24 protein-coding genes are annotated in these 24,003 nt (G+C 63.7%); 14 read left to right on the forward strand and 10 right to left on the reverse strand.

What is annotated here, in order from left to right:
* Positions 1-14: 14 nt before the first annotated feature.
* The 4 genes from ACFOEV_RS13155 to ACFOEV_RS13170 all read right to left on the reverse strand — a co-directional run bounded on the left by ACFOEV_RS13155 (position 15) and on the right by ACFOEV_RS13170 (position 2,482).
* Positions 15-422, reverse strand: a complete 408-nt coding sequence (locus tag ACFOEV_RS13155; protein WP_386774646.1) for a YciI family protein — start codon at positions 420-422, stop codon at positions 15-17.
* A gap of 2 nt (positions 423-424) precedes the next feature.
* Positions 425-850, reverse strand: a complete 426-nt coding sequence (locus tag ACFOEV_RS13160; RefSeq protein WP_386774648.1) for a VOC family protein — start codon at positions 848-850, stop codon at positions 425-427.
* A gap of 87 nt (positions 851-937) precedes the next feature.
* On the reverse strand, positions 938-1,669 hold the full coding sequence (locus ACFOEV_RS13165) for a DUF899 domain-containing protein (RefSeq protein ID WP_386774650.1): 732 nt from the start codon (positions 1,667-1,669) through the stop codon (positions 938-940).
* An 81-nt stretch (positions 1,670-1,750) separates the two neighbouring features.
* Positions 1,751-2,482 carry a DUF899 domain-containing protein gene (locus ACFOEV_RS13170; RefSeq protein ID WP_386774652.1) on the reverse strand — a complete coding sequence of 244 codons (732 nt, stop codon included), beginning with the start codon at positions 2,480-2,482 and terminating at the stop codon, positions 1,751-1,753.
* Between the two features lie 177 nt (positions 2,483-2,659).
* Here ACFOEV_RS13170 and ACFOEV_RS13175 point away from each other — a divergent pair, with 177 nt between their 5' ends.
* The 3 genes from ACFOEV_RS13175 (at position 2,660) to ACFOEV_RS13185 (ending at position 4,743) form a co-directional block, all read left to right on the forward strand.
* The gene (locus ACFOEV_RS13175) at positions 2,660-3,286 is read left to right on the forward strand and encodes a LysE family translocator (protein WP_386774654.1); all 627 of its coding nucleotides are present in this window, start codon (positions 2,660-2,662) and stop codon (positions 3,284-3,286) included.
* Between the two features lie 160 nt (positions 3,287-3,446).
* A complete protein-coding gene (locus ACFOEV_RS13180) occupies positions 3,447-4,073 on the forward strand; it encodes a LysE family translocator (RefSeq protein WP_386774656.1) in 627 nt (208 codons plus the stop codon).
* A 31-nt stretch (positions 4,074-4,104) separates the two neighbouring features.
* A complete protein-coding gene (locus ACFOEV_RS13185; protein ID WP_386774658.1) occupies positions 4,105-4,743 on the forward strand; it encodes a LysE family translocator in 639 nt (212 codons plus the stop codon).
* 183 nt (positions 4,744-4,926) lie between these two features.
* Here ACFOEV_RS13185 and ACFOEV_RS13190 read toward each other — a convergent pair whose 3' ends face one another.
* Positions 4,927-5,334 (reverse strand): VOC family protein, encoded by a 408-nt coding sequence (locus tag ACFOEV_RS13190; protein ID WP_386774660.1) that lies wholly within the window; start codon positions 5,332-5,334, stop codon positions 4,927-4,929.
* 350 nt (positions 5,335-5,684) lie between these two features.
* On the opposite strand from ACFOEV_RS13190, the gene ACFOEV_RS13195 reads away from it, so the two are divergent.
* The 4 genes from ACFOEV_RS13195 to ACFOEV_RS13210 all read left to right on the forward strand — a co-directional run bounded on the left by ACFOEV_RS13195 (position 5,685) and on the right by ACFOEV_RS13210 (position 9,126).
* On the forward strand, positions 5,685-6,551 hold the full coding sequence (locus tag ACFOEV_RS13195; RefSeq protein ID WP_386774662.1) for a bifunctional nuclease domain-containing protein: 867 nt from the start codon (positions 5,685-5,687) through the stop codon (positions 6,549-6,551).
* A 124-nt stretch (positions 6,552-6,675) separates the two neighbouring features.
* Complete coding sequence (locus ACFOEV_RS13200; protein WP_386774664.1) at positions 6,676-7,242, forward strand: NADPH-dependent FMN reductase; 567 nt, start codon at positions 6,676-6,678, stop codon at positions 7,240-7,242.
* Complete coding sequence (locus tag ACFOEV_RS13205; protein ID WP_386774666.1) at positions 7,239-8,096, forward strand: arylamine N-acetyltransferase family protein; 858 nt, start codon at positions 7,239-7,241, stop codon at positions 8,094-8,096. Before ACFOEV_RS13200 ends, ACFOEV_RS13205 begins: the two co-directional genes overlap by 4 nt.
* 154 nt (positions 8,097-8,250) lie before the next feature.
* Entirely contained in the window at positions 8,251-9,126 is an 876-nt protein-coding gene (locus ACFOEV_RS13210) for a PhzF family phenazine biosynthesis protein (protein ID WP_386774668.1), read from the forward strand.
* 22 nt (positions 9,127-9,148) lie between these two features.
* Here the strand turns inward: ACFOEV_RS13210 and betA are convergent, their stop codons facing one another.
* The 3 genes from betA to ACFOEV_RS13225 form a co-directional block, all read right to left on the reverse strand.
* Positions 9,149-10,849: a choline dehydrogenase gene (betA, locus tag ACFOEV_RS13215; RefSeq protein WP_386774670.1), complete on the reverse strand. Its 1,701-nt coding sequence runs from the start codon at positions 10,847-10,849 to the stop codon at positions 9,149-9,151.
* Between the two features lie 24 nt (positions 10,850-10,873).
* A complete protein-coding gene (betT, locus tag ACFOEV_RS13220) occupies positions 10,874-12,952 on the reverse strand; it encodes a choline BCCT transporter BetT (RefSeq protein ID WP_386774672.1) in 2,079 nt (692 codons plus the stop codon).
* A gap of 298 nt (positions 12,953-13,250) precedes the next feature.
* The gene (locus tag ACFOEV_RS13225) at positions 13,251-13,577 is read right to left on the reverse strand and encodes a rhodanese-like domain-containing protein (protein WP_386774674.1); all 327 of its coding nucleotides are present in this window, start codon (positions 13,575-13,577) and stop codon (positions 13,251-13,253) included.
* A gap of 119 nt (positions 13,578-13,696) precedes the next feature.
* On the opposite strand from ACFOEV_RS13225, the gene ACFOEV_RS13230 reads away from it, so the two are divergent.
* The gene (locus tag ACFOEV_RS13230; RefSeq protein ID WP_386774675.1) at positions 13,697-14,614 is read left to right on the forward strand and encodes a LysR family transcriptional regulator; all 918 of its coding nucleotides are present in this window, start codon (positions 13,697-13,699) and stop codon (positions 14,612-14,614) included.
* 53 nt (positions 14,615-14,667) lie between these two features.
* Here the strand turns inward: ACFOEV_RS13230 and ACFOEV_RS13235 are convergent, their stop codons facing one another.
* Positions 14,668-16,107, reverse strand: a complete 1,440-nt coding sequence (locus tag ACFOEV_RS13235) for an FAD-binding oxidoreductase (RefSeq protein ID WP_386774677.1) — start codon at positions 16,105-16,107, stop codon at positions 14,668-14,670.
* A 216-nt stretch (positions 16,108-16,323) separates the two neighbouring features.
* Between ACFOEV_RS13235 and ACFOEV_RS13240 the strand changes: the two genes are divergently transcribed.
* The 6 genes from ACFOEV_RS13240 (at position 16,324) to ACFOEV_RS13265 (ending at position 22,790) form a co-directional block, all read left to right on the forward strand.
* On the forward strand, positions 16,324-17,346 hold the full coding sequence (locus ACFOEV_RS13240; RefSeq protein WP_386774679.1) for an AraC family transcriptional regulator: 1,023 nt from the start codon (positions 16,324-16,326) through the stop codon (positions 17,344-17,346).
* Between the two features lie 97 nt (positions 17,347-17,443).
* Positions 17,444-17,827, forward strand: a complete 384-nt coding sequence (locus ACFOEV_RS13245) for a YciI family protein (RefSeq protein ID WP_386774681.1) — start codon at positions 17,444-17,446, stop codon at positions 17,825-17,827.
* Between the two features lie 17 nt (positions 17,828-17,844).
* The gene (locus ACFOEV_RS13250) at positions 17,845-18,216 is read left to right on the forward strand and encodes a YciI family protein (protein ID WP_386774683.1); all 372 of its coding nucleotides are present in this window, start codon (positions 17,845-17,847) and stop codon (positions 18,214-18,216) included.
* A gap of 102 nt (positions 18,217-18,318) precedes the next feature.
* On the forward strand, positions 18,319-20,760 hold the full coding sequence (locus ACFOEV_RS13255) for a Lon protease family protein (protein WP_386774685.1): 2,442 nt from the start codon (positions 18,319-18,321) through the stop codon (positions 20,758-20,760).
* Positions 20,750-21,544 (forward strand): universal stress protein, encoded by a 795-nt coding sequence (locus ACFOEV_RS13260; protein ID WP_386774687.1) that lies wholly within the window; start codon positions 20,750-20,752, stop codon positions 21,542-21,544. The genes ACFOEV_RS13255 and ACFOEV_RS13260 overlap by 11 nt, the downstream gene beginning before the upstream one ends.
* Before the next feature lie 379 nt (positions 21,545-21,923).
* Positions 21,924-22,790, forward strand: a complete 867-nt coding sequence (locus tag ACFOEV_RS13265) for a DMT family transporter (protein WP_386774689.1) — start codon at positions 21,924-21,926, stop codon at positions 22,788-22,790.
* 20 nt (positions 22,791-22,810) lie between these two features.
* Here the strand turns inward: ACFOEV_RS13265 and ACFOEV_RS13270 are convergent, their stop codons facing one another.
* A complete protein-coding gene (locus tag ACFOEV_RS13270; protein ID WP_386774691.1) occupies positions 22,811-24,001 on the reverse strand; it encodes a branched-chain amino acid ABC transporter permease in 1,191 nt (396 codons plus the stop codon).
* Between the last annotated feature and the right edge of the window lie 2 nt (positions 24,002-24,003).

Genomic DNA, 24,003 nt, shown 5'->3' on the forward strand with positions numbered 1-24,003 from the left:
ATTGCGGCTCTCCTCTAGAGTGTGCCCATGTCGCGAAAGCGTTCGATCGCCTCACTGGGGCCGAAATCCTCCAGTTCGAACAGCTGGCGCACCTCGATCTCGGCTCTTCCGCCATCGACGGCGGGATTGGGGAAGCGCTTCGTCCATTCGAGCGCTTCTTCTCTCGACTTCACCTGAATGAGGGTGTAGCCGGCGACGAGCTCCTTGGTTTCGACGAAGGGGCCATCGGTCACGCTGCGCTTGTCACCGTCATAGTGGATCCGCCAGCCCTTGGCGCTCGGCTGCAGCCCCGAGGCATCGAGCAGGGCGCCGGCCTTGGTCAGTTCCTCGTGATAGTCCGCCATGGCGGCAATCAGCCTGTCCTCGGGCATTACGCCCGCTTCCGAGTCCAGGGTGGCCTTGACCAGAATCATGAAGCGCATCGTTACCCCTCCTTCTCGCAGTTGATCATCCAAGGTACGCCGTATTGGTCGGTCAGCATGGCGAACCGCTTGGCCCAGAAGGTTTCCTCGAGCGGCATCTGCACCGTGCCGTTGTCCGCCAGCGCCTGGTAGATGCGTTCGGCTTCCTCCGGGGTGTCGATATTGAGCGTGATATGGGCGCCCTTGATGGCCTCGTAGGGGGCTGGGCACTGTGGCGTGATGTCGGAGCCCATTAGCCACTGGCCGTCTATCTCCAGTCGAGCATGCATGATCTTGTCGCGGTGTTCCGGTGGCGTCTCCTGGGCGCACTCTTCCGGGGCTTCGGCATAGGAGTGCATTGCCACGATATTGCCGCCGAGACAGCGTGCGTAGAATTGGAAGGCGGTCTTGCAGTTGCCGTTGAAGATGAGATAGGTACTCAGGCGCATGATCTTGTCCTCCGAATGGGTTTCCACACACTAGTCGAGCGGCATCATGCGAGTTCGACACACCGGTGGAATCTTTTAACTAGGGGGCTAACCGTAGGTCGGCCGCTGGGGCCAGCCTGGTGGTGAGTCTTCGAAATCCTCCTGGCGGCCGTATGGGGTTCGGTCGAGAAGCGCATAGGCATCGGTGAGGCTTTCGCAGCCGCGGGCGTAGGTCGAGTAGCTATGGAAGACCTCGTCGCCAAGGCGGAAGAAGACACTCAGGCCGTGGCATTCGCCCGACATGAAGTGCGACTCGTCCGTGCGCTGCGCGAGTTCCGCCTTGCTGCGGTAATTGTATTCGGGCGGGGCAACGCTCTCGTCGAGGGTAACGTGGAAGTCGTAGTTGAAGTCGCTGCTGTGGGACGACACCCAGGGCCAGCGCCAGCCTTGTTGGGCCTTGTAGGCCTCGAGCTTGGCCAGCGGCGCGCGGGAGACGAGTGCGAAGCTGGTATCGCGATCGTGCAGCAGCGAGAGATCGCCCTGGGTGTTCACGAACCCCGTGCAGCCGCTGCAGCCCTTGTCCCACTCCGGGTCGAACATGAAGTGATAGACGATGAGCTGGCGACGCCCCTCGAACAGGTCGAGCAGGCGAGTCTTGCCGTCTGGGCCGTCGAAGACATAGTCCTTGTCGAGCTTCACCATCGGCAGCCGGCGACGCTCGGCGTTCAACGCATCCATCTGGCGAGTCAGGGTCTTCTCTTTCGCCAGCAACCGCTTGCGCGCTTCCAGCCAGGCGTCGCGGGGAACGATTTCCGGATGTGCAATCTCGTTGTGTGCCATGACGCTATCTCCTGTTGTCATCGTTTCAGGAGATAGTCGTTCGGGCGGTCTCGGAATCGACAGTGACGTGGCTCGCCCACCCTATCTTGCCGGTTCGTATTCGTCGTGGCGTTTCACCCAGTCCATCAGGTTGTGATGGGGGCCCGTTTCGTTACGACCCTTCGGCGTCATGTCGAGCAGCATGTAGGTGCTGTCGATGAGTTCGTCGCCACGGCCGTAGGTCGAATAGGTATGGAAGACATCGCCGTTGGCGTCCCGGTAGAACACACTGAGACCGGATAGATCCTCGATCGAGACGTCGGTCGTTGTGTAGTTGTACTCGACCGCGCCCTTGGCGATTTCCTCGGGCCTGAACGAAACATGGAAGTCGTAGTTGAAGTCGCTGTCGTGTGAGGAGACCCATTTCACACGCCAGCCCATGCGCTGCCGGTAGGCCTCGATCTCGGCGAGCGGGGCCCGCGAGACCCGTGCCAGGCTCACGTCATGGTGCTCGAGATGCACCAATGCGCCTTCGATGTGATCGGCCGAGAAGGAACAGCCGACGCAGCCCGCGTCCCAGCCAGGCCCAAACATGAAGTGGTGGACGATCAACTGGCTGCGACCCTCGAACAGCTCGGCGAGCGTCTTGCGGCCTTCGAGCGTGTCGAAGACGTATTCCTTCTCGACCTTCACCCATGGCAGGGCGCGGCGCTTGGCATTCAGGTCGTCGCGCAGGCGGGTGAGTTCCTTTTCCCTTGCCAGTAGCTCCTTGCGGGCGGCGAGCCATTCGTCACGGGAAACGACGGGTTGGGATATTTCATCGTGCGCTGACATAAGGAGTTCTCCTGTTGCTGTCGTTGCACGAAATAGTCGTCTTGGAAGGTCCGGATTCGACAATCAATCGGTCGGACTCATCCATCATTTGCCAGGCGCATAATGTCTTCCCCACAGGCGCGGCGTTATGACCTCGCGCCTGCTAGAATCGAATTTCTGAACTAGGAGAAGGGTGCCATGGAGCTGTACACGCTGTTGTTGTTCATTCCCGCCTGCTTCGCGCTGAACATGGCGCCCGGACCCAATAACCTGCTGTCCATGGCGAACGCCAAGCACCACGGCTACCGGACCGCGTGCCTGGCTGGCCTGGGGCGCCTGATGGCTTTCGTGGTGATGATTGGACTGGCGGCCTCCGGCCTCGCCGTGGTGCTCTATGCCTCCGAACGCATCTTCCTCGTCATCAAGGTGCTGGGTGCGCTCTATCTCTTCTGGTTGGCGTTCACACTCTGGAATGCCACAGAGGAAGACAGCGTCGAGGGAGATGGAAAGCATCGCGATGCCCAGTTGCTCCAGTTGGCTAGACAGGAGTTTCTGGTCGCCGCTGGAAATCCGAAGGCGATTTTGATCTTCACTGCCTTCCTGCCACAGTTCGTCGATCCGGCAGGCAACGTCACCGTGCAGTTCGCCATGCTGGGGGCCCTCTTTCTGGCTTTGGAATGGATTGCCATCGCCGGCTATGCCTTTGTCGGCCTGAACCTGCGCCAGTGGTTTTCGCGGCCGGGGCGCAAGCGGGTGTTCAACCGGGCTTGCGCAGGTCTGCTGACCGCCGCCGGGGTGGGGATGCTGAGCTCTCGCCAGGGGTGAGGAGAGCCCCGGAAGTGATGCGCTATTCGGTCGGAGGCGCAAGGTCAGGGGTGTCGAATAGCAGCAGAATGGGCCGCCAGGGCATGCCATAACAGAACTGACACCGTTGTTCGCTCACCATGACCGGACAGCGGCGACCATCCCCAAGAGGAGCTCCTTCATGTCCATCGAACTCTGGTTCGCTTTCGTTGCCGCATCGAGTGTGATGCTGATAATCCCGGGACCGACGATTTTCACCGTCATCAGCTATTCCCTGTCCTCGGGACGACGTGCCAGCTTGCCCTTGATCATTGCCGTCACGCTGGGCGACTCCACCGCACTGGGGATGTCGCTGCTCGGTCTCGGCGCGATGCTGGCGACATCGGCCTTCTGGTTCACTGTGGTCAAATGGATCGGTGGCTTGTACCTGCTGTACCTGGGCATCAAGCTGCTGCGTGCGGGTGTGGCCCCGGCCGTTCTCGCTTCTCCGTCGGGGCCGGCATCACACTGGAAGCTCTTCGCCAACACTTACCTCGTCACGGCCCTCAATCCCAAGGGCATCGTGTTCTTCATGGCTTTTCTGCCCCAGTTCATCAATCCTCATGCTGCAGCGGCTCCACAGCTTTGGGGATTGGCCGTGACCTTTGTCATGTTGGCGACACTGAACGCCACACTGTACGCGTTGTTTGCAGCCTCTGCCCGTAAGGCGCTGTCATCACCACGCGCCCAGCGTGGTTTCAGTCTTGCCAGTGGGTCGCTGCTTTCGGCAGCCGGAGTATGGACACTGATGGCCAGACGCTCGGCATGAAGTAAAGCGCCGGCTCTCAAGGAGGGTTCCCATGGTGCCGATGAGTGATCTGCTGTTATTTTCTGTGGCGGCCTTGATCGTGGTGCTGACACCGGGGCCGAACATGATCTATCTGATTTCCCGCTCGATCTGCCAAGGTCGCAAGGCGGGAGTGATTTCACTGTTCGGCGTGCTGGCCGGCTTCCTCGTGCATATGCTGGCTGCCGCCATTGGCCTCACCGCTCTATTCCTGGCCATCCCCCTGGCCTACGAGGTGCTCAAATGGGCCGGCGCCCTGTATCTCCTCTACCTGGCCTGGCAAGCCGTCAAGCCGGGTGCCCGTTCGCCCTTCGAGGCGCGCCAGCTCGAGGAGGATCGTCCCATGAAGCTGTTTCTCATGGGGTTCCTGACCAACCTGCTCAACCCGAAGATCGCGGTTTTCTACCTGTCCATCTTTCCGCAGTTCGTCTCCCCCGAGCACGGCGCCGTCTTCCTGCAGAGCCTGGTGCTCGGCTTCACTCAGATCGGCGTGAGTTTCACGGTCAATCTGGCGATCGCGCTGTCGGCAGCAGGTATGGCCAGCTGGTTCCAGCGCAACCCGGCATGGCTTGCCGTGCAGCGCTATGTGATGGCCTCCGTGCTGGCCGGAATGGCGGCCAAGCTGGCGACGGAGCAACGGCAAGGTGTCTGACAAGCTTGGAAATTCCAACGGCCTCGCTCCTGCCGTGAGCACGTGCTGTGTCATGTGCCGACACGTACCACGACCTTGCCGAAGGGGCCCTGATCGAGGCGATCGAAGGCGGCCGGCAGGTCGGTGAACTGGTGCAGCGAATTCCCGCAGCGATGGCCTTCTGATGCGTCGAGTCTATGCCGGCTACAGCGTAGCGATCGCGTTGTAGCCTTCACCGAGGAACTGCACAAAACAGAAGCCATGGCCGAAGGGGTCGGCCATCAGCGCCAGCTTGCCCCATTCGTGCGTCGCGATCGGACGCTCCAGTGCCGCACCGGCGTTCACGGCCTTGTCGACGGCTGTCTCGATGTCGTCGACCACAAAGTCCAGATGCACCGGTGTCCAATGGCGGCCGTAATGGCGGTGCTGTTCGCCGGTATCGAAGGCGGGGGACTCGGCGGCCTTCGCCAGCAGGTAGAGCGGCGCCGGACCGCCGAGCATTTCCACCGCCTCATCGCCGAGGCGACGACCGACCTGCAGCCCGAAGGCGGCAGCGTAAAAGTCGATCGCACGCTCTAGATCGTCCACATCAAGATTGACGAGAAACTCCATGGTCGGGCTCCTGTGCCGTGATCGAGATGCCCGGGACGCCGGGAGATGCCTCGAAGCATCTCCCGGAGAAGATTGTGCCATGCCTTCGAGCTTGACGGCCTGTTCATCCAGCACAGGCACATCCTCGATCCGTGCGCGGCATTGATTGCCAGGATAGCCGAAGATCATGCGGATACGAGGTCCGACCTGCTTGGTGTGGGCGATGCGCTCGTCGGCTCCTGCCCGGCTTGCGCGATTACCTGCTCAGCATCGAGGGGTCACCGACTTATTCAACATGATCGATGGCACCCAACCCACAACGGTGCCATCCTGATAGACATACCGTCGATTGCCGACCATGAAGGCATCCTATGTCGGTACCAGCCATCATGCGCCTTTCAGCTCCCTTGCTCAGCGGACTCCTGCTGTTCTGCTGGTTGGATGTCGCTGCCGGGCGTGAGCTTGCCGCCGATATCGACGACATGGTCGAAGTCGAGGTCGCGACCGTCGCCATTGCGGGACCCGCCGGTCCGCCCGTCGTGCTGCTGCGGCGGCCGGGGGCGCAAGAAGTGATCCCGATTTTCATCGGTCCCATCGAAGCCGGTGCCATCCTGCGTGGCCTGCGTGGTGACCAGCCTCGTCGACCCATGACGCATGAGCTTCTCAGCGATGTGCTCGACGGTGTCGAAGTGCGCCTGGAGCGGATCTACGTCGATGCCATCGTCGACAATATTTTCCTGGGCATGCTCGAGTTGCGAGTGGAAGGGCGAGACAACCCGGTTCGCATCGATAGCCGGCCAAGTGACGCGATCGCGCTGGCCCTGTTCTCCGGTGCTACCATCCACGTTGCGCCGCAGGTGCTCGATGCCGCGCGACGGATCGAATACGAAGGGCTGGATGAACAAGTCGTCACTGCCCTTGGGGTGACCGTCATCTCTGTCACGGACGATCTTCGCGATGCACTCGAGTTGCCGGACCGGGACGGTGTGTTGGTCAGTGGCGTAAGTGGACCGGCCGAACAGGCGGGAATGGAACCCGGTGCACTGTTGCTCGAGGTAAATGACCAGACGCCGGAAACCCCGATGAAATTTCTCGAGCTCGTACGCCGTACGCCCTCGGATAAGGAGGCACGCCTCCGCTATTGGCAGGCTGGCGAGGTCCACGAGCTCGACCTGTCGACCGATATCCCGACACCCCGCCCACGTGCTGAGCAGGAGGAACCGGGTATCGAGATGTGAGGCGAATGCCCCCGGTCATTGGGAAAATCGAGAACAGATCGTTTTCCATGCCCTTGACCTCAAGCTTGCTTTAGGTCTTATAACTGGACGCATCTTCCAACCGCAAGCGAAGGGGATGTGACAGATGCATGGAAACATCAGGATCGCGGTGATCTACGGTAGCGTGCGCGAAGGACGCTTCTGCGACACCGTCGCGGGATGGGTCGTGGCACAGGTCCACGCCAGAACCGAGTTCGCCCTGGATATCATCGACCCTGCGGCGCGGCGTGACGTCGCTGACGACGGTGTCGAGGGGCTGACGCTCCGGCAACGCATTGGAGCGGCCGACGCCTTCATCGTGGTAACCCCCGAGTACAATCATTCCTATCCGGCAGCACTCAAGGCACTCATCGATACCGTCAACGCGGAGTGGCACGCCAAGCCTGTGGCGTTCGTCTCCTATGGAGGGGCTTCCGGTGGCCTCAGGGCGGTGGAACACCTGCGGACGGTATTCGCCGAATTGCACGCCGTCGGCATTCGCGACAGCGTGAGCTTTCCCAATGCCTGGGAGCAGTTCGATGCGGAAGGGGGCCTCATGCATCCGGCCCGCGCGGAACGGGGGATGGCAACCATGCTGTCGCGCCTGGGCTGGTGGGCACACGCGCTGCGTGACGCCCGCGCCGTCAGGAGCTATTCGGAGGTGGTGGCATGAGCGGGGCCGAGCGTGTGTCGAGCCAGATGACAGGGCCCCGGACGCTGGTCGACCTCGACGCCTATTGTGCCCGCATCGGCTATCGCGGGCCGCTGACGCCGACGATCGCGACCCTGCGCGCCTTGCAGGAGCGGCATCCGGCAGCCATCGTGTTCGAGAACCTCGACGTCCTGCTGGACCGCGGCGTCGATATCTCGCCGGCTGCGGTCGATGCCAAACTGATCGCGGGACGCCGAGGCGGCTACTGCTTCGAGCACAACAGCCTGTTCAAGCGGGTGTTGACGGCCATTGGCTTCCAGGTGGAGGGCCTGGTCGCGCGCGTCCGCTGGATGGCGCCGGCGGGCGCTCCACCACAGCCGCGCACGCACATGGCGCTGCGGGTCTCGGTCGATGGCCAGCCCTGGCTGGCCGATGTGGGCTTCGGCGGCTGCGTGCCGACGGCGCCACTGCGCATGGACACCGGCGACCCGCAACCGACTGGCCACGAGACGTATCGCATCCTGCCCTTCGGCGACGGATGGCTGGTCCAGGCGCGCCTCGGCGAGGAGTGGCAATCACTCTACGAGCTGTCGCCGGAACTGCAGCTCGAGGTGGATTACGAGTTGCCGAACTGGTTCACGGCGACCCATCCCACCTCGCACTTCCGGCATAACCTGAGCGTCGCGCGCACGACGCCGGAGGCGCGTTACGCCCTCGCGGACCGACGGCTGACCATACGCACGCCCGAAGGCGAGGCGGAACGGCGGATGCTGAGCGCCGACGAGATCGAGCGGTCGCTGAGCGAGACGTTCGGCTTGGCCGTGGAGCCCGCCTGGCGACCGGTTATCGAGCGGGCCGCCAGCGTTGGTTCATGAGCCGGCTCCGGAGTGGTCGCTTTTCTATCTCATGAATAGGCAATAACTCGTTTGTCGGTTTATCAGAAAACGTCGAGGATAGCGACGACAGCCGCGCCACTTTTCATGCCGGAGTCGCCGTCAGCGCCAGGCGTGGGGAAATAGGGAGGGAATCATGGCCAACGACACAGTGACTAGTGCGGGAGCGCCGGTGGCATCCGGCACCTTGTATCGCCTCGCCGCCTTCGCCGACCGCCCGGAGGGGGGCAATCCTGCAGGCGTGTGGATTGGGGAAACGTTGCCGCCTGTCGAGCAGATGCAGCGTATCGCGGCGGATGTGGGGTTCTCGGAAACGGCCTTCGTGGCGCCGGCCAGCGGGAGCGAGCGCCGCGTACGCTATTACAGTCCCGAGGCGGAGGTTTCGTTCTGCGGTCACGCCACCATCGCCACCGGTGTGGTGCTGGGTGAGAGCGAGGGAGACGCGACCTATCGCCTGGCGACCGCCGTGGGCGAGGTGCCGGTAGCCGTGCGTACACACGATGGCGTGCGCGAGGCCTCGCTCACCTCGGTGGCCCCTACCCATGTGCCGGCGTCGGAGGCGTTGGTCGGCGAGGCGCTCGCTGCCCTGGGCTGGGAGGCCAGCGATCTGGATGACACCCTGCCACCCGCCAGGGCCTATGCCGGTGCCTGGCATCTGGTGCTAGCCGCCGGCGAGGCGCGCCGGCTGGCCACGCTGACGTATGACTTCGACGGGCTCAAGGCCATGATGCTGCGCGAAGGACTCACCACCTTGCAGCTGGTGTGGCGCGAGCGGCCGGACGTGTTTCATTCACGGAATCCCTTCCCCGTCGGCGGCGTCGTGGAGGACCCCGCCACGGGGGCGGCCGCCGCTGCGCTGGGTGGGTATCTGCGCGATGCCGGGGTCGTAACGCCGCCCGCCACCCTGCTGATCCGCCAGGGCGAAGCGATGGGGCGCCCCAGCCGGCTGACGGTGGAGATCCCCGAGACCGGCGGCATCATCGTGACGGGCACGGCGGTCTTCCTGGCATGAGCGGGGATGCGAAGGGGATCGATTAGGCTTTCAGCGTTCTCTCCGGTGCGCCTTCGCGCTGTTTCTCCTGCCATGTCGCGACCGTGAACACCGGCGCCTCGGACGGCGCCAACGGTTCCCGGCCCAGGATATGGTCGGCGCCCTTTTCGCCGATCATGATGGTCGGGGCGTTGATGTTGCCGTTGGTGACGCTGGGCATGATCGACGAGTCGACCACGCGCAGGTTGTCGATGCCGTGCACCCGGCACTCGGGATCGACCACCGCCATGGAATCGGTGCCCATGCGGCAGGAACCGCAGGGGTGGTAGGCGGTCTCGGCCGTTTCGGCCACCCAGGCATCGATCTCGTCGTCGCTCTGGACGCCCTGGCCGGGGGAGAGCTCCTCGCCGCGGTAGGGGTCGAAGGCCGGCTGGGCGAAGATCTCGCGGGTCAGGTGCAGGCCGTTGCGGTAGGCCTGCTTGTCTTCCTCCTCGTGCAGATAGTTGAAGAGGATTTCCGGCGCCGCGGCCGGGTCGCGGGAGGTCAGGCGTACCCAGCCGCGGCTCTTGGGCTTGTTGGCGCCGAGGTGCACCTGGAAGCCGTGGCCTTCGGCGGCGCTGGAGCCGTCGTAGGCGATGGCGCCGGCCAGGAAGTGATACTGCAGGTCGGGGTACTGGAGCCCGGCGCGGCTGCGGATATAGCCGTTGGATTCGAAGTGGTTGCTGGCGCCCAGGCCGCTCTTGAAGAAGAACCAGCGGGCGCCGATCCACAACTGTGCCAAGGGGTTGAGCCAGCCGTTGAGGGTGATCTTCTGGGTGCAGGTCTGCTGGACCCAGACCTCCAGATGGTCGTGAAGGTTGTGACCCACACCGGGCAGGTCGTGGATCACCTCGATGCCCTGTTCCTTGAGGTGCTCGGCGGGGCCGATGCCGGAGAGCATCAACAGCTTGGGCGAGTTGAAGGCGCTGGCGGCGAGGATGACTTCGCGTTTGGCGTGCACGCGTACGGTCTTGCCGTGCTGACGATATTCGACGCCCACCGCCCGTTTGCCGTCCAGCAGCACACGGGTGGTGAGGGCATGCATCTCGAGCCTGAGATTGGCGCGCTTCAGCGCCGGCTTGAGATAGGCATTGGCGGTGGAGCAGCGCACGCCGTCGCGCACGGTCATGTCCATGCGACAGAAGCCTTCCTGGCGATAGCCGTTGTAGTCCTCGCTTTCGCCGTAGCCCGCCTGGCGCCCCGCCTTGATGAACGCGCGATAGAGCGGGTTCTGCATGTTGTTGCCGTTGCATACCCCCAGCGGGCCGCCGGTGGCCCGGTAGTCGTCGGCGCCATAGAGACAGTCCTCGGCGCGCTTGAAGTAGGGCAATACCTCGGCATAGCTCCAGCCCTTGGCGCCGAGTTCGACCCACTCGTCGAAGTCCCCGGCACAGCCGCGCACATAGGCCATGCCGTTGATCGACGATGAGCCGCCGATCACCTTGCCCCGCGCCTGGTGGATGCGTCGTCCGCCCAGGCCCGGCTCCGGCTCGGTGTACAACCCCCAATCGAAGCGCGGCTTGTTGAGAGGAATGGAAAAGGCGGTAGGCATCTGGATGTAGAGGGAGTTGTCCTTGCCGCCGAATTCCAGTACCAGTACCTGGTGGTTGCCGTCGGCGCTCAGGCGGTCGGCCAGTACCGAACCGGCCGAGCCGGCACCGACGATGACGTAATCGACGGCCTGGTCGAAGGCTTGGTCGCTCATCGCATCCTCCTTGGCTCGGTAGCCCTAGCGCCCTGCCGTGGTGGGATCGTCCGGCATGATCGCTTCGCCGCCGGGCGATTCCCGCTGGCTGTGCAGGAAGAACAGGTGCCGCTCGTACTGGTCGAGGATATCGGCAATCAGCTGTTCCTGGGTGTAGCCGTAGACGTCATAGCCCTGGCCACCCTCGCCGATGTGCACCTGCAGGCGGTAGTAATGGGTGCCGGCGTGCGTGTCGCGAATGGAGAACGCGGGCATGGCACTCCGGTGGGGCCATATCTGGTAGGTGAAGTCCGGCTCGCCGCCCAGGCTCACGTTCAGGGCCAGGTGCTCGTTCCTGCCACTGCCCTCGACGATTTCCACGGGGAAGCCCTGCTCGCTCAGCACCTCGCGGATCTCCTCCATGGCCGGCTTGCCCACCTCGCTCAGGAAGCGGCTGACCTGTTCATGATTGGGGCAACTGACGGCCCGGGCCAGGCGCTGGCGCCAGTTGCGGGCGGCGCCTTCGCCTGGGCTGGTGCGACCCGACAGATGGCCGGCCATGCTGCCGCGGAGGCTGTCCTCCTTGAGGCCTTCCACCTTCAGCGCCTTGAACAGGCCCAGCATCATCAGGAACAGCACCAGGGCGAAGGGCAGGCCCATGATCACCACGGCACTCTGCAGGGCGCTGAGACCACCGGCCATCAGCAGGGCCAGGGTCAGTATGCCGATGATCGCGGCCCACAGGATGCGCATCCAGGCCGGTGCGTCGTGGTTGGGGTCGCTGAGCACCGAGGTCAGGTTGGAGAGCACCAGCGAGCCGGAGTCGCCCGAGGTGACGAAGAACACGATGGCGAGGATGGTCGTCACCACCGTGGTCAGCCCCACCCAGGGATAGCTCTGCAGGAACAGGTAGATGGCGGACCCGGGATTGTTCATGGCCTGTTGGCCGAAGTCGGCGACGCCGGCGTCGTTCATCACCAGATCGATGGCGCTGTTCCCCATGATCGACATCCACGCCATCATGAAGGACAGTGGCAGGATTAGGGTGCCGGCGACGAACTGGCGGATGGTGCGGCCCCGGGAGATACGCGCCAGGAACAGGCCCACGAAGGGGCCCCAGGCGATCCACCAGGCCCAGAAGAACACCGTCCACGCATTGAGCCAATCGGTAGGCGGGTCGAAGGCGTAGGTATTGAATGACAGGCTGGCGAAGTGCGCCAGGTAGTCGCCCACGTTCATCACCAGGGCATTGAGCAGGAACAGGGTCTTGCCGCTGAACAGCACGAACAGCATCAACAACAAGGCCAGTAGCATGTTGAACTCGGACAGCCGGCGAATGCCCTTGTCGACCCCGGTCACCGCGGAGATGGCGGAAAAGACCACGATCAGGATCGCCAGCGCCGCCTGGGTAGCGGTGCTCTCCGGGATGTCGAACATGTAGTTGAGGCCGAAGTTGAGCTGGATGATACCGATGCCGAGGCTGGTGGCGATGCCGAAGACCGTGCCCAGCACGGCGGCGATATCGACGCCGTGGCCGATGGTGCCGTGGATGCGATGGCCGAAGAGCGGGTAGAGGGCGGAGCGGATGGTCAGTGGCAGGCCGTGACGGTAGCTGAAGAAGGCCAGCGACATACCCACCAGGGTGTAGATCCCCCAACCGGACAGGCCCCAGTGCAGGAAGGTCAACTCCATGGCATGGCGGGCGGCTTCGGGGGTGCCGGCCATGCCTGTCGGCGGGGCCAGGAACTGGGTGATCGGTTCGGCGATACAGAAGAACAGCAGGTCGATGCCGATGCCGGCGGAAAACAGCATGGCGGCCCAGGTGATCACATTGAAGTCGGGTGTGGAGTGGGCCGGGCCCAGCCTGAGACTGCCGTAGCGGGATAGGCCGATGCAGATGACGAAGACCAGGTAGAGCACCACGGCCACGAAATAGAACCAGCCGAAGCTGTCCGAGATCCAGGCCAGGACGGTGTTGATCACCGTGCTGGCCGGTTCCGTGAAGACCATGGTCCACAACGCGAAGGCCACGATCCCGATCGCCGAACCGTAGAAGACCACCGGATTGATGCGGTCGCGCTTCGGCTCCGGCGGCTGCTGCGAGGTAACGGATTCGTTCGCCATATCCCCTCCTTCTGGAATGGATCGGTGCCGGCGAGGTCACGTGGAAACACATGACTCACCGTGTCGGTCCGCCCGCTGCCCGGACCACTGATACCGATACTGCGCATCCTGTCGTTACCGCACGCCACCTGGGAACAGTGGCGCTTGTCTTTGTGGTATAGAGGGGCAAGCGTGGGCCTGTCCAGTATTGGGTGGGGATCGGCGACCATCGGGTGTTTCCGGTAAAGCGTAATGAGCCAATAAAAAGGGCCTGCCGGATCCGAACAGTGGCAGGCCCCTGAGGATGGTGAAAGCCTGGCTAGGTCGTTGCTGCGGGCAACTGGGCCGCTTCCCAATCCGCCTTGCCACCCTGGTAGACGGCGACGTTGGTATAGCCCATCGCGGTAAGCTGGTTGGCTACCATATGCGAGTTCTGGCAAGTCTCGCTGGCACAGTACACCACGATCTCGGCATTCTTGTCCGGCAGCAACTCAGGCGCGCGCTGCTTCACCTCGTCGTGGTTGATGTTGACGGCGTTGGGCAGGTGCCACTGTCGGAAATACTTCTCCGGCAGAGCTTCCACCAATGTCGGCCGTTCAGGGCCATCGAGCCGCGCGGTAAGGGCTTCACGATCGATCGTTTTCATGGTTCATGCTCCAAGTGCTGTGAATCCGTTGCTTCGGCAACGTGACAATCAGCGTAGGATTTGCGTGTTGGCAATGAAATCAGCAAGATTTGCAAAGCTTTATTGCAAAGGTGCAAGACATGCGTTTCGACTGGGACGATCTGCGTCTCTTCCTGGCGATTGCTCGCGCCGGCACGCTGGCTGGCGCGGCACGCGCGCTTGGTGTCAACCACTCGACCGTGTTTCGCCGGCTCAATGCCATGGAGGCCGGTCTGGAGGTACGGTTGTTCGAGCGACTGCCGGAAGGCTATGTGCCGACATCGGCGGGTGAGGCCCTATGGCGACGCGCAGAGCGTGTGGAGGAAGAGGCCCAGGCGATCGAGCGGGAACTGAGCGGTCGAGACGTGCGATTGTCGGGCCGGGTACGGCTCACCACTACCGACACCCTGGCCAATGGCTTCCTCGCGCCGCTGTTCCGGGGCTTCTGCGAGCGTTATCCGGGCATCGAGCTGGAGTTGCTGATCGTCAGCGCCTTTCTGGATCTCGCTCGCCGCGAGGCGGATGTCGCCATTCGCCCCACGGAGGCGCCACCGGAGACGCTGATCGGACGCAAGCTGGGCGCCATCCGCTGGGGGCTCTATGGCGCCCGCGACTACCTGCGGCAACGGCCCTCTCTCACGGATCCCGGCGAGCCAGGAGCCCATCGCTTTATCGGCGGCAACGAGCAGATCGGCCACCTCACCAGCAGCCGATGGCTGAACGAGCGGGTGCCGGCGGAGGCATTCGCGTTACGGACCAATAGCGTCGTGGCGGCCATGGGAGCCGCCCGCGCGGGCACCGGGCTTGCGGTATTGCCGCATTATATGGCTCGTCAGGAACCCGAGCTGGAGTGCGTGCTGGCGATCGGCCCGGAGGTGGCGACCGATCTGTGGCTGCTGGTGCACCCGGATCTGCGCCACAGTGCCCGTATCCGTGCCTTCATGGCCTATGCGGTCGAGGCGGTAAGGCAGCGTCAGGCCGAGTTGGCAGGAGAAGACGAGTTGGGAGGAGAAGAATAGTGCCATGACCGCATAAGGCGTCGGGCCCGCCCGGGGACGGGCCCGACACCGGATCATGCCGTTTTGGCCAGCGCTGCTGGAGCGATATTCTGATTCACGCGGAACAGGTTCTCGGGGTCGAATTGCTGCTTGATCTGTTGAAGTCTGGCGTAGTTCTGGGCATAGGCGCTGTCGACGCGGTTGTCTTCGTCCTCGGTCAGGAAATTGACGTAGCCGCCACCGGTGGCGAACGGCGCGGTATCGCGGAATACGTTGCGCGCCCAGTCCCGCACCTTGTCGTCGTCGGCGGCGGCTTGCCAGCGGCCGTGAACGTTCATCACGAAGTTGGCATCGCGCCCCGCGTAGGCCGTATCTTCTATCGCCATTTCACCGGCCGCACCGCCGAGCTGGGCGATGAAGACCTCGCATTCCGGGCTGGGTAGTTGCGCTGCGCCGCGTATCACCTCGTCGATCAAGTCGTCCGTGATCTCGTTGAAGTTGTGCGATTTCCAGTAGTTTCTCGCCCCGGCGGTGAGCAGGGGGTCGAAAGCGGTCTGGAAGCCGGCATAGGGTTGCGCCCCGAGCATGCTGCCGACCGGTTCGCCGAACTCGAGCACCTTGGCTGCCAGCCGTTCGCCCTCTTCGAGGTCGCCGTTATGGACCAGTGCGAATACCACCACCTCCTTGCCATGGATCGACTCAGGCAGGAAGGGCAACGGCGGCGCCTGGCGCAGCACCGTCCAGACGCTGAGTTCGCGTGGCGCGCCGGCGTTGAAATCGCGCCAGGCCTGCAATACTTGCTGGGCCTGAGCATAAGGATAAACGACCAGGCCGGCATACACCTGAGGGCCGACCGGGTGGAGCTGGAACTCGAAGGAGGTCACCACACCGAAGTTGCCACCACCACCGCGGATGGCCCAGAACAGCTCGGGCTCCTGGGTCGCCGAGACGACGTGCAGTGTCCCGTCGGCGGTCACGATATCGGCGGAGACGAGGTTGTCGACGGTCAGGCCATACTTGCGCGTCAGCCAGCCGAAGCCGCCGCCCAGGCACAGCCCGGCCACTCCGGTGGTGGAATTGATGCCCAACGGCGTGGCCAGCCCAAAGGCCTGGGTTTCGTGGTCGACATCGCCCAGTAGCGCGCCCGCACCGACGCGTGCGGTCCGCTTTTCCGAGTCGACGCGCACGCTGCGCATCTGTGACAGGTCGATCATCAGGGCGCCGTCGGCGACGGCGTTGCCGGCGATATGATGGCCACCGCCGCGAACACTCACCAGCATGCGATGAGTGCGTGCGAAGTCGACCGCATGGAGTACGTCGCGAGTGCCGAGACAGCGGGCGATCAAGGCGGGATGGCGATCGACCATGCCGTTCCAGACGCTGCGTGTCTCATCATAGGCCGCATCGGCGGCGGTAAGTACTCCGCCGCGAATACCGTGGGACAAGGTATCGACTTCGTCGGGCGAGAGCGAGGCCGAGGTGCCGTCGAGGGTCTGATAGGTCAAGTGTTGCATTGTTGTTGTCTCCTTGTGGATGTGCCCTGCACCGGCGGCGCCGTGAGAGGGTGTTGTCACGAGTTGAAGTATGTGCACTCGGGATCGCTTTCGACTGACCCGAACTCCATCGGACTTGACCGGGAATCCGGTTTGTCGTGGCAGCGGGTGGGATCGTCCGCAATACTTGTTCAGGTCGGTGTGTGTATCCCCCTTACCGTTCCCCACGAGGTGGACATGAGTCAGGACACCTTGTCTCAGGTATTGCGTAGTATTCGCTTGCGGGGGGCGGTGTTCTATCACGTCGAGGGCAATGCCCGCTGGGTGAGCGAGGCGCCGCCGGCGGCCGAGATCGCTGAGTTGATCATGCCGGGGGTCGAGCACGTGATGGCTTATCACGTGCTTACCCATGGCTCGTGTTGGGCGACGGTGGTCGGCGAAACGCCGGTATCGTTGCAGGAAGGGGATGTCGTGGTGTTTCCGCGTGGCGATCCCCATGTGATGTCGAGTGAGCCGGGCATGCGCGGCTCGGTGGACCTGCACCCCTACGGGCTACCGCGACCGGAGCAACTGCCGTTCTTTGCCAGCCGGCAGGGGGAGTCGCTGTCGATGGCGCGCCTGGACCGCGACAGCGAGCAGCACAGTGCGACCCTGGTGTGCGGTTTCTTCGGCTGCGATGCGCACCCGTTCAACCCGTTGCTCGACAGCCTGCCGCACCTGCTCCATGTGCGCGCCAGACACGGCGACGATGATGACTGGATCGCCCACTTCATCCGTTTCGCGCTTTCCGAGTCGAATCTCAAACGCCCGGGAGGGGAGGCCCTGCTCGAGCGGTTGAGCGAGGCGATGTTCGTCGAGTTGGTGCGTCGTTACCTCGACGACCTGCCGGAAGGGCAGCCGAACTGGCTGGCGGGGTTGCACGATCGTTACGTGGGACGTGCGCTGGCGCTGTTGCACCAGCGGCCTGGCGACGCATGGACGATCGACAAGCTCGCCGATCGCATCGGCCTGTCGCGCTCGGCCCTGCATGAGCGCTTCGCCCGCTTTACCGGCCATGCGCCGATGCACTACCTGGCCAAGTGGCGCATGCAGGTCGCCGCTGGGCTGCTGCGCCAGTCGAGCGCCCCTGTCGCCTCGATTGCGCTCGAGGTCGGTTATGAGTCGGAAGCCGCGTTCAGCCGCGCCTTCCGGCGCGAAACCTGCTTGCCCCCGGCCACCTGGCGGCGTGAGCAGGCACGCCTTGCCGAGGACACGCGATAGTCATTTCCACTCCCGCCACGGACACGATGTCGATTTTCGGTGTCGTCGCACGACTATCCGTTGAGTACGTTCGTTTCACCACGCTCGGGAGTGCCCCATGAGATACCTGTGCCTTATCTATAACGAAGAAAGGATCCTCGACACCATGCCAGACCATGAGATCGAGGCTGTTGCCAACGAATGCCTGGCACACTGCGAAACCCTGAAGGAAAGTGGCCATCTGATCACCAGTGCCCGTCTTGGCTCCGTGCAGACCGCCACCACGGTACGGGCGAGGAATGGTCGGCCTCTCGTCACCGACGGGCCGTTCGCCGAGACCAAGGAGCAGCTGGGTGGGTTCTACCTGATCGAGGCTCGCGATCTGAACGAGGCCATCCGCATCGCTTCGAACCTCCCGCCGGGGCGCCTGGGATGCGTCGAGGTGCGGCCGATCAGTGATCAGTATCCCCAGCAACTCAGCGACGCAGTTGCCGACCTCTGACCGAAATGGAGCGCTCAATGAAGTATCTATGCCTGGCCTATGAGGAGGAAAGAAAGCTCAACGATCTGTCGCAGAGCGAGTGGGAAGCACTTCGGAAGGAGACTCTGGACTACGTCGATGCGTTACGCAAAAGCGGACACCTGATCATGACCCAGGCCCTTCAGAGTGCGACGCGCGCCACGACCCTACGGGTTCGAAACGGCAAGTTGTCGGCAACCGACGGCCCTTTCGCCGAAACCAAGGAGCAGATCGGCGGCTTCTTCCTGATCGAGGCCGAGGGTTTCGACGAAGCCGCACGGATCGCAGCGGAGTGGCCTTCGGCACGCATCGGCAGCATCGAGGTGCGGCCAATCGAGGAGGAACTCTCGCACGACCGACGCTACCGCTAGGTACTCGTCCCTTCGCAAGTCTTGGCTTTTCGCTGACTTGATCTGAATCAGGCAGGCGTGCCTGGCGTCTTCCATAATGCAGTCATGCAAAGGAGGATGGCCATGGTGGAACCCCTGAGGGTCGAGCAGGTATACCGGGAATGCCCGATCGAGGATTTCAGTTTTGATGTCACCAGCGAGCTGGAATCGTTCGATCTGCTCAGTGGACACACGCGAGCGGCGGCTGCCCTGGATTTCGGCACGACAATTCGCAGCGATGGCTTCAACCTCTATGTGCTGGGGCAGCCGGGCCATGGCAAGCACAGCCTGGTGGGGCGATTCCTGGCCGAGCGGGCGGAGCAGGCGCCGGCACCGCCGGACTGGTGCTACCTGCATAACTTCGACGACCCGGCGGCGCCGCGTCACCTGTCGCTGCCGCCGGGCATTGGCCGACAACTGCGCACCGACATCGACCAACTGGTGGAGGAGCTGCGTGGTGCCATTCCCGCGGTATTCGAGAGCGAGGAGTACCAGAATCGCCTCCATGAGCTGAAACAGGCCATGGGCGAACGCCAGCGCGATGCCATCGAGAGGGTGCGGCGCGAGGCCCGCGAGCATGACATCCTGCTGCTGTCCACGCCCAACGGCTTTACCTTCGCGCCGGCCGAAGGCGAGGGCATGATGTCGCCGGAGACTTACGAGAAGTTGCCCAAGGAGGATCGCGAGCGTATCGAGGGCAGCGTAGCCATCCTGCAGCGCAAGCTGCAGCAGGCGATCCGCCAGATGCCACGGCTGACCAAGGACCTGCGCGAACAGATCAACGCCCTGAACGAGGAGATGCTGCAGGCCGCCATCGGCGCGCCGCTGGACGAGCTGGAGCAACGCTATGTCGAGGAGGAGGGCGTTCTGGCCCACCTGAAGGGCATACGCGAGGCTATCCTGTTGCACGTGGATTCCTTCCATGCGAGCAATCCGGAGATTTCACCCGAGGCGGTGTTTAGCCGCTTTCGCATCAATCTGCTGGTCGACAATGCCGAATGCCGGGGCGCCCCACTGATCTACCAGGACTTGCCCACCCACCAGCACCTGGTGGGACGCATCGAGCACCATGTACACAACGGCATGCTGCTGACCGATTTCTCGCTGATCCGCGCCGGTGCGCTGCACCGGGCCAATGGCGGCTACCTGGTCATGGATGCGCGCAGTCTGCTGTTGCAGCCCGGTGCCTGGGAGACTCTCAAGCGGGCACTACGTGCCGGTGAGGTCCGTACCGAATCCCTGGAGCAGGCCTACGGGCTGATCAGTACCGTGAGCCTGGAACCCGAGCCGGTGCCCCTGGACGTGAAGATAGTGCTGCTCGGCGACCGCTTGCTCTACTACCTGTTGAGCGAGCAGGAACCGGAGTTTCTCGAGCTGTTCAAGGTGCAGGCCGATCTGGAGGATGTGCTGCCACGAGATGCCGAGACCCAGACGCTCTACGCGCAGGTGATCGCGACCCTGGTCCGCGAGGCCGCCGTGCGACCGCTGAACCGTTCCGGGGTGGCGGCGCTGATCGAGCGCGCCAGCCGCCTGGCCGATGATCAGCGCAAGCTGACCGCCCACCATCGGTCGCTGGGCGATCTGCTGATGGAAGCCGAGTACTGGGCAGCACAAGACGAGGCCGCGGTGATTGGCCGGCAGCATGTGGAGAAGGCGGTGGAGCAGCAGCTCTGGCGCGCCAGTCGGGTGCGCGAGCGCAGCCACGAGCTGGTCGCCCGCGGTACGGTGATGATCGCCACCGGCGGTGAGACCGTGGGGCAGGTCAATGGCCTGTCGGTGCTGCAAGTGGGGGACTATCGCTTCGGCCAGCCGACCCGGATTACCGCCACTGCGCGCCCCGGTCAGGGGCAGGTGGTCGATATCGAGCGCGAGGCGCGCCTGGGCGGGCGCATCCACTCCAAGGCAGTGATGATCCTGTCGCGCTATCTGGCCAGCCGCTACGCCGGCGAGATGCCATTATCGCTGTCCGCCAGCCTGGCTTTCGAACAGTCCTACGCCGGTATCGAGGGCGATAGCGCCTCGGTAGCCGAGGTCTGTGCCTTGGTGTCGGCGATCGCTGAGGTGCCTTTGAAACAGTCGCTGGCGGTGACCGGCTCCATCAACCAGCATGGCGAAGTACAGGCGGTTGGCGGGGTCAACGAAAAGGTCGAGGGCTTCTTTGAAGTGTGCCGGAATGCCGGAAAACTCGCTGGCCAAGGCGTATTGCTGCCGGCCGCCAATGTGGAGCACCTGATGCTCAAGCGCGAAGTGCGCGAGGCCATGTCTGCGGGGCACTTCTCCATCTACGCCATTTCCCACGTGGACGAGGCGCTCGCATTGCTTACCGGCCTGACGCCGGGTGAGCTCGACGACAAGGGACGCTATCCGCAGGGCAGTCTCAACGCCCGGGTGGTGAAGCGACTGGAAGACTTTCGGCGCGCAGTGAAGCGCAGGGAGCGCGAGGCGAGTGATAAGCTCCAGGGTGGGGCCGAGGACACCAAGACGAATAGCGGCAACGGAGGGGAGGACAACGGCGATGAGGCCTGACCAGCGCAATGCTTCGGGGCATGGCGAAACCGCCGCCGAACGAGACGAGCATGCGCCCTCGACGGCGCGGGTGCTGGCATTGCTTGACGCTTCGCGTCATAGCCTGGCTGCGCTTTCCGCCGCCGTGGACCTGGCTGCCAGCCGCCAGGCCGAATTGGTGGCATTGTTCGTCGAGGACCTGGACCTGTTGCGTTGCGCCGGCTTTCCCTTCTCCTGCGAGGTGGGAGCTCAGTCCGGCATGGCCCGGCCGCTGTCGCTGAGGGGGCTCGAGACCAGCCTGGAGCGCCAGGTGCAACGTATCCATCAGGCCTTGGATGCCGCCGTGGCCGGCCGGGAGCTGCGCCATTCACTGAAGGTCAGTCGCGGCCGCGTGGTGGCCGAGGCCCTGGCACTCGCCGGCGACGACGATGTCTTGGTGATGGGCAAGGCCGGTGCCTCCGGGCAATGGGGGGTGCGTCTGGGCTCCACCAGTCGGGCCTTGATCCTCGAGGCGCCATGTCCGGTACTGATCTGGGACGAGATCCACCCCCTGCAACGCGGTCCGCTGCTGGTGGTCAGCGATCAGCAACATCCCGAACCGCCTGCCCTGGGCTGGCTCGCCGACAGCGGCCTGTTCGATACCCTTGAACGCCTGTCGGTAGCCGATGCGCTGGCCCTCGAACATCGTCTTGCCCACGCTCGCCGTGGTGCCTTGCTGCTTGACCGCACCCAGCTCAAGCATCTGGTCGACGAAGATTCCGAGCTCATCAACCGTATTCCCATTCCCATCGTCGTCGTGCCGTAGGCATGGCATCCGGTGGACCGCCCCAACTTTCCATTGACGATGGGCGCCGGCGTGCTACCTTCAAGGACGGGCTCGCTTGGCGAGCCGTTCCATACCACTGGACCTTGACATGACGACCACTGCACGCACTCGCTTTCCCGTGACCATGGCGGCTGTCGCCGTAGTGCCGGTGCGTGCAACAACCCCTCCCCCTGTTTCATCTGTCGCCCCTCCGGTTTCGTCGGTGGGTGGCGTCGTGGCCGGTGCCTGCCCGCCGTCCACGCGCGTCCCGGGCTGATCGCAGCCCGCCAAGCGGCTCCAGCGTTTTTACCGCGTTCATTATATCGCGAGTCCGATGGCTCGCTGGGGCCTGTGCGTTTCTCGACAGGTGAATCTCGTCATGACATTCCACAAAACCGCATGGACCGGTTACGGTTCGACGGCGCTGTTCGTGCTGCTGTGGGGCAGCGGCGCCATCTTCACCAAATGGGGGCTGGACCATGCCTCCGCCTTTGCCTTCCTGGTGTTGCGCTTCGCCCTGGCGTTCGCCGTACTCATGATCATCGGCCTGTGTCGACGGCGGTGGCTGCCGACACCCGGGACTCGCCGGCGCGTGGCCACCATCGGCCTGCTGCTGATCGGAACCTATTCGATCTGCTATTTCCTGGCACTGGACCATGGCATTACCCCCGGCGTGCTGGCCACCTTGCTGGGGGTTCAACCCATACTGACGCTGGTATTGCTCGAGCGCCGCTTTCCAGCCACCCGGGTGTTAGGGCTCGGCCTCGCCTTGGGAGGCCTGGTACTGGTGGTCTACCAGAGTATCGGACTGGCGCGTTTCTCGGTCGAAGGCATGGGCTTTGCAATGGGGGCTCTGGCGAGCATGACGTGCGGCGCCATTCTGCAGAAGCGCGTGCAACAGGCGCCCGCCGAGATCCTGCCGCTGCAGTACGCGGTCAGTCTGCTGTTGTGTCTGATGTTCGTGACGGGCCAGCCCGTTGTGTTCGAACTCACGCTCGGCTTTCTGATCCCGCTGCTATGGCTGGGGCTGGTCATCTCGGTAGTGGCGCAGTTGCTGCTCTACCGGTTGATCCAGGCCGGCAACCTGGTCAACGTCACCAGCTTGTTCTATCTGGTGCCGGCGGTGACGGCGGCCATGGATTATCTGTTCCTGGGCAATGCCCTCTCCATGCTCAGCCTGTTGGGCATGGCGGGCATCCTGCTGGGATTGGCGCTGGTATTCAGGCAGCCGGAGGAGCGGCAGTGAAGCGCAGGTTGGGAGCAACGTCATTCTCGCAGATAGCGGGAGACGCGCTTCTCCTCGCGGATCAACCCCTGGGGCCGAAACAGCACGATCGCCGCCAGCAACAAGGCCACCAGCAGCCAGCGGAAGTAGGCCGCGCGTCGCGGCAGATCGTCGGCGATCAGCGCGAGCAGCGGCTCGATGGCGTTGGCGAGGAAGGCGGTGCCGCTCCACACGCCCCACACGATGAAGCCGCCGATAATGGCTCCACGGTTGTTGCCGCTGCCGCCGAGCATCAGCATCACCCACACCAGGAAGGTGGCGAACAGGGCGTGGAAGTGGCTGTAATCGATGGTGACCGTGTAGTGGGCATACAGCGCGCCGGCGATGCCCATGATCACGGCTCCAACAACGAACGACTGGATGCGCACGTAGGTGATGGGCTTGCCGTTCATCGCCGCCGACGCCTCCTCGTCGCGTACGGCGCGCAACATCCGCCCCCACGGCGAGCGACAGGCCCGCTCCATGAGCAGATAGGCGCCAGCGACGAACAGCGAGATGATCGTCAGGTAGAACAGCGGATAATCGCGCGGTGTGAGCGGTTCCAACACCGTTGTTGCCCAAGGTGGCAACCAGCCACAACCCTGCGTTTCGACCAGGCAGCGCAGTGGTTGGGGAATGCCCCGCAGTGGTTGTGGCCCATTGGCGAGCCAGCGCTCGTTCTGGAAGATCAGCCGGATGATCTCCGCCACACCGATGGTAGCGATGGCGAGGAAGTCCATGCGCAACCGCAACACGGGAACGGCCACCAGAAATGCCACCACGGCGGACACCAGCGCCGCGGTGGCGACTCCGACCAGGAACGGCAGCCCTAGGCCGAACGCCATCTGAGTGTACTGCGCGGCGATGCCGGTGGGGGCCTCGACGGTCATCAGTGCGGAGGTGAAGGCCCCGATCGCGAAGAAACCGGCGACGCCGAAGTTCAGATGACCGGTGTAACCCCACTGGATATTCAATCCGAGCGTCAGCAGCGCATACACGCAGCCCATGATGGCGAACGAGACGGAGTAGGCGAGAATGCCGCTGGGTAGTGACGCGCTCAGCGCGAAGGCCGACACCACACCGGCGACCACTGCCACCGGCAGGCGCCAGGGGCGTGCAGGCAGCAACAGCAGCAACAGCAGCACGATCGGGATGATCAGCAATACGCCTTTGACCAGAATCAGCGTTTCCATCG

Source organism: Litchfieldella rifensis (assembly GCF_042646605.1).
GTDB lineage: Bacteria > Pseudomonadota > Gammaproteobacteria > Pseudomonadales > Halomonadaceae > Litchfieldella > Litchfieldella rifensis.

Excerpts from the sequence above, each read along its gene's own strand:
- ACFOEV_RS13155 (WP_386774646.1), bottom strand. The coding sequence starts at position 422 with ATGCGCTTCATGATTCTGGTCAAGGCCACCCTGGACTCGGAAGCGGGC.
- ACFOEV_RS13160 (WP_386774648.1), bottom strand. The coding sequence starts at position 850 with ATGCGCCTGAGTACCTATCTCATCTTCAACGGCAACTGCAAGACCGCC.
- ACFOEV_RS13165 (WP_386774650.1), bottom strand. The coding sequence starts at position 1,669 with ATGGCACACAACGAGATTGCACATCCGGAAATCGTTCCCCGCGACGCC.
- ACFOEV_RS13170 (WP_386774652.1), bottom strand. The coding sequence starts at position 2,482 with ATGTCAGCGCACGATGAAATATCCCAACCCGTCGTTTCCCGTGACGAA.
- ACFOEV_RS13175 (WP_386774654.1), top strand. The coding sequence starts at position 2,660 with ATGGAGCTGTACACGCTGTTGTTGTTCATTCCCGCCTGCTTCGCGCTG.
- ACFOEV_RS13180 (WP_386774656.1), top strand. The coding sequence starts at position 3,447 with ATGTCCATCGAACTCTGGTTCGCTTTCGTTGCCGCATCGAGTGTGATG.
- ACFOEV_RS13185 (WP_386774658.1), top strand. The coding sequence starts at position 4,105 with ATGGTGCCGATGAGTGATCTGCTGTTATTTTCTGTGGCGGCCTTGATC.
- ACFOEV_RS13190 (WP_386774660.1), bottom strand. The coding sequence starts at position 5,334 with ATGGAGTTTCTCGTCAATCTTGATGTGGACGATCTAGAGCGTGCGATC.
- ACFOEV_RS13195 (WP_386774662.1), top strand. The coding sequence starts at position 5,685 with ATGTCGGTACCAGCCATCATGCGCCTTTCAGCTCCCTTGCTCAGCGGA.
- ACFOEV_RS13200 (WP_386774664.1), top strand. The coding sequence starts at position 6,676 with ATGCATGGAAACATCAGGATCGCGGTGATCTACGGTAGCGTGCGCGAA.
- ACFOEV_RS13205 (WP_386774666.1), top strand. The coding sequence starts at position 7,239 with ATGAGCGGGGCCGAGCGTGTGTCGAGCCAGATGACAGGGCCCCGGACG.
- ACFOEV_RS13210 (WP_386774668.1), top strand. The coding sequence starts at position 8,251 with ATGGCCAACGACACAGTGACTAGTGCGGGAGCGCCGGTGGCATCCGGC.
- betA (WP_386774670.1), bottom strand. The coding sequence starts at position 10,849 with ATGAGCGACCAAGCCTTCGACCAGGCCGTCGATTACGTCATCGTCGGT.
- betT (WP_386774672.1), bottom strand. The coding sequence starts at position 12,952 with ATGGCGAACGAATCCGTTACCTCGCAGCAGCCGCCGGAGCCGAAGCGC.
- ACFOEV_RS13225 (WP_386774674.1), bottom strand. The coding sequence starts at position 13,577 with ATGAAAACGATCGATCGTGAAGCCCTTACCGCGCGGCTCGATGGCCCT.
- ACFOEV_RS13230 (WP_386774675.1), top strand. The coding sequence starts at position 13,697 with ATGCGTTTCGACTGGGACGATCTGCGTCTCTTCCTGGCGATTGCTCGC.
- ACFOEV_RS13235 (WP_386774677.1), bottom strand. The coding sequence starts at position 16,107 with ATGCAACACTTGACCTATCAGACCCTCGACGGCACCTCGGCCTCGCTC.
- ACFOEV_RS13240 (WP_386774679.1), top strand. The coding sequence starts at position 16,324 with ATGAGTCAGGACACCTTGTCTCAGGTATTGCGTAGTATTCGCTTGCGG.
- ACFOEV_RS13245 (WP_386774681.1), top strand. The coding sequence starts at position 17,444 with ATGAGATACCTGTGCCTTATCTATAACGAAGAAAGGATCCTCGACACC.
- ACFOEV_RS13250 (WP_386774683.1), top strand. The coding sequence starts at position 17,845 with ATGAAGTATCTATGCCTGGCCTATGAGGAGGAAAGAAAGCTCAACGAT.
- ACFOEV_RS13255 (WP_386774685.1), top strand. The coding sequence starts at position 18,319 with ATGGTGGAACCCCTGAGGGTCGAGCAGGTATACCGGGAATGCCCGATC.
- ACFOEV_RS13260 (WP_386774687.1), top strand. The coding sequence starts at position 20,750 with ATGAGGCCTGACCAGCGCAATGCTTCGGGGCATGGCGAAACCGCCGCC.
- ACFOEV_RS13265 (WP_386774689.1), top strand. The coding sequence starts at position 21,924 with ATGACATTCCACAAAACCGCATGGACCGGTTACGGTTCGACGGCGCTG.
- ACFOEV_RS13270 (WP_386774691.1), bottom strand. The coding sequence starts at position 24,001 with ATGGAAACGCTGATTCTGGTCAAAGGCGTATTGCTGATCATCCCGATC.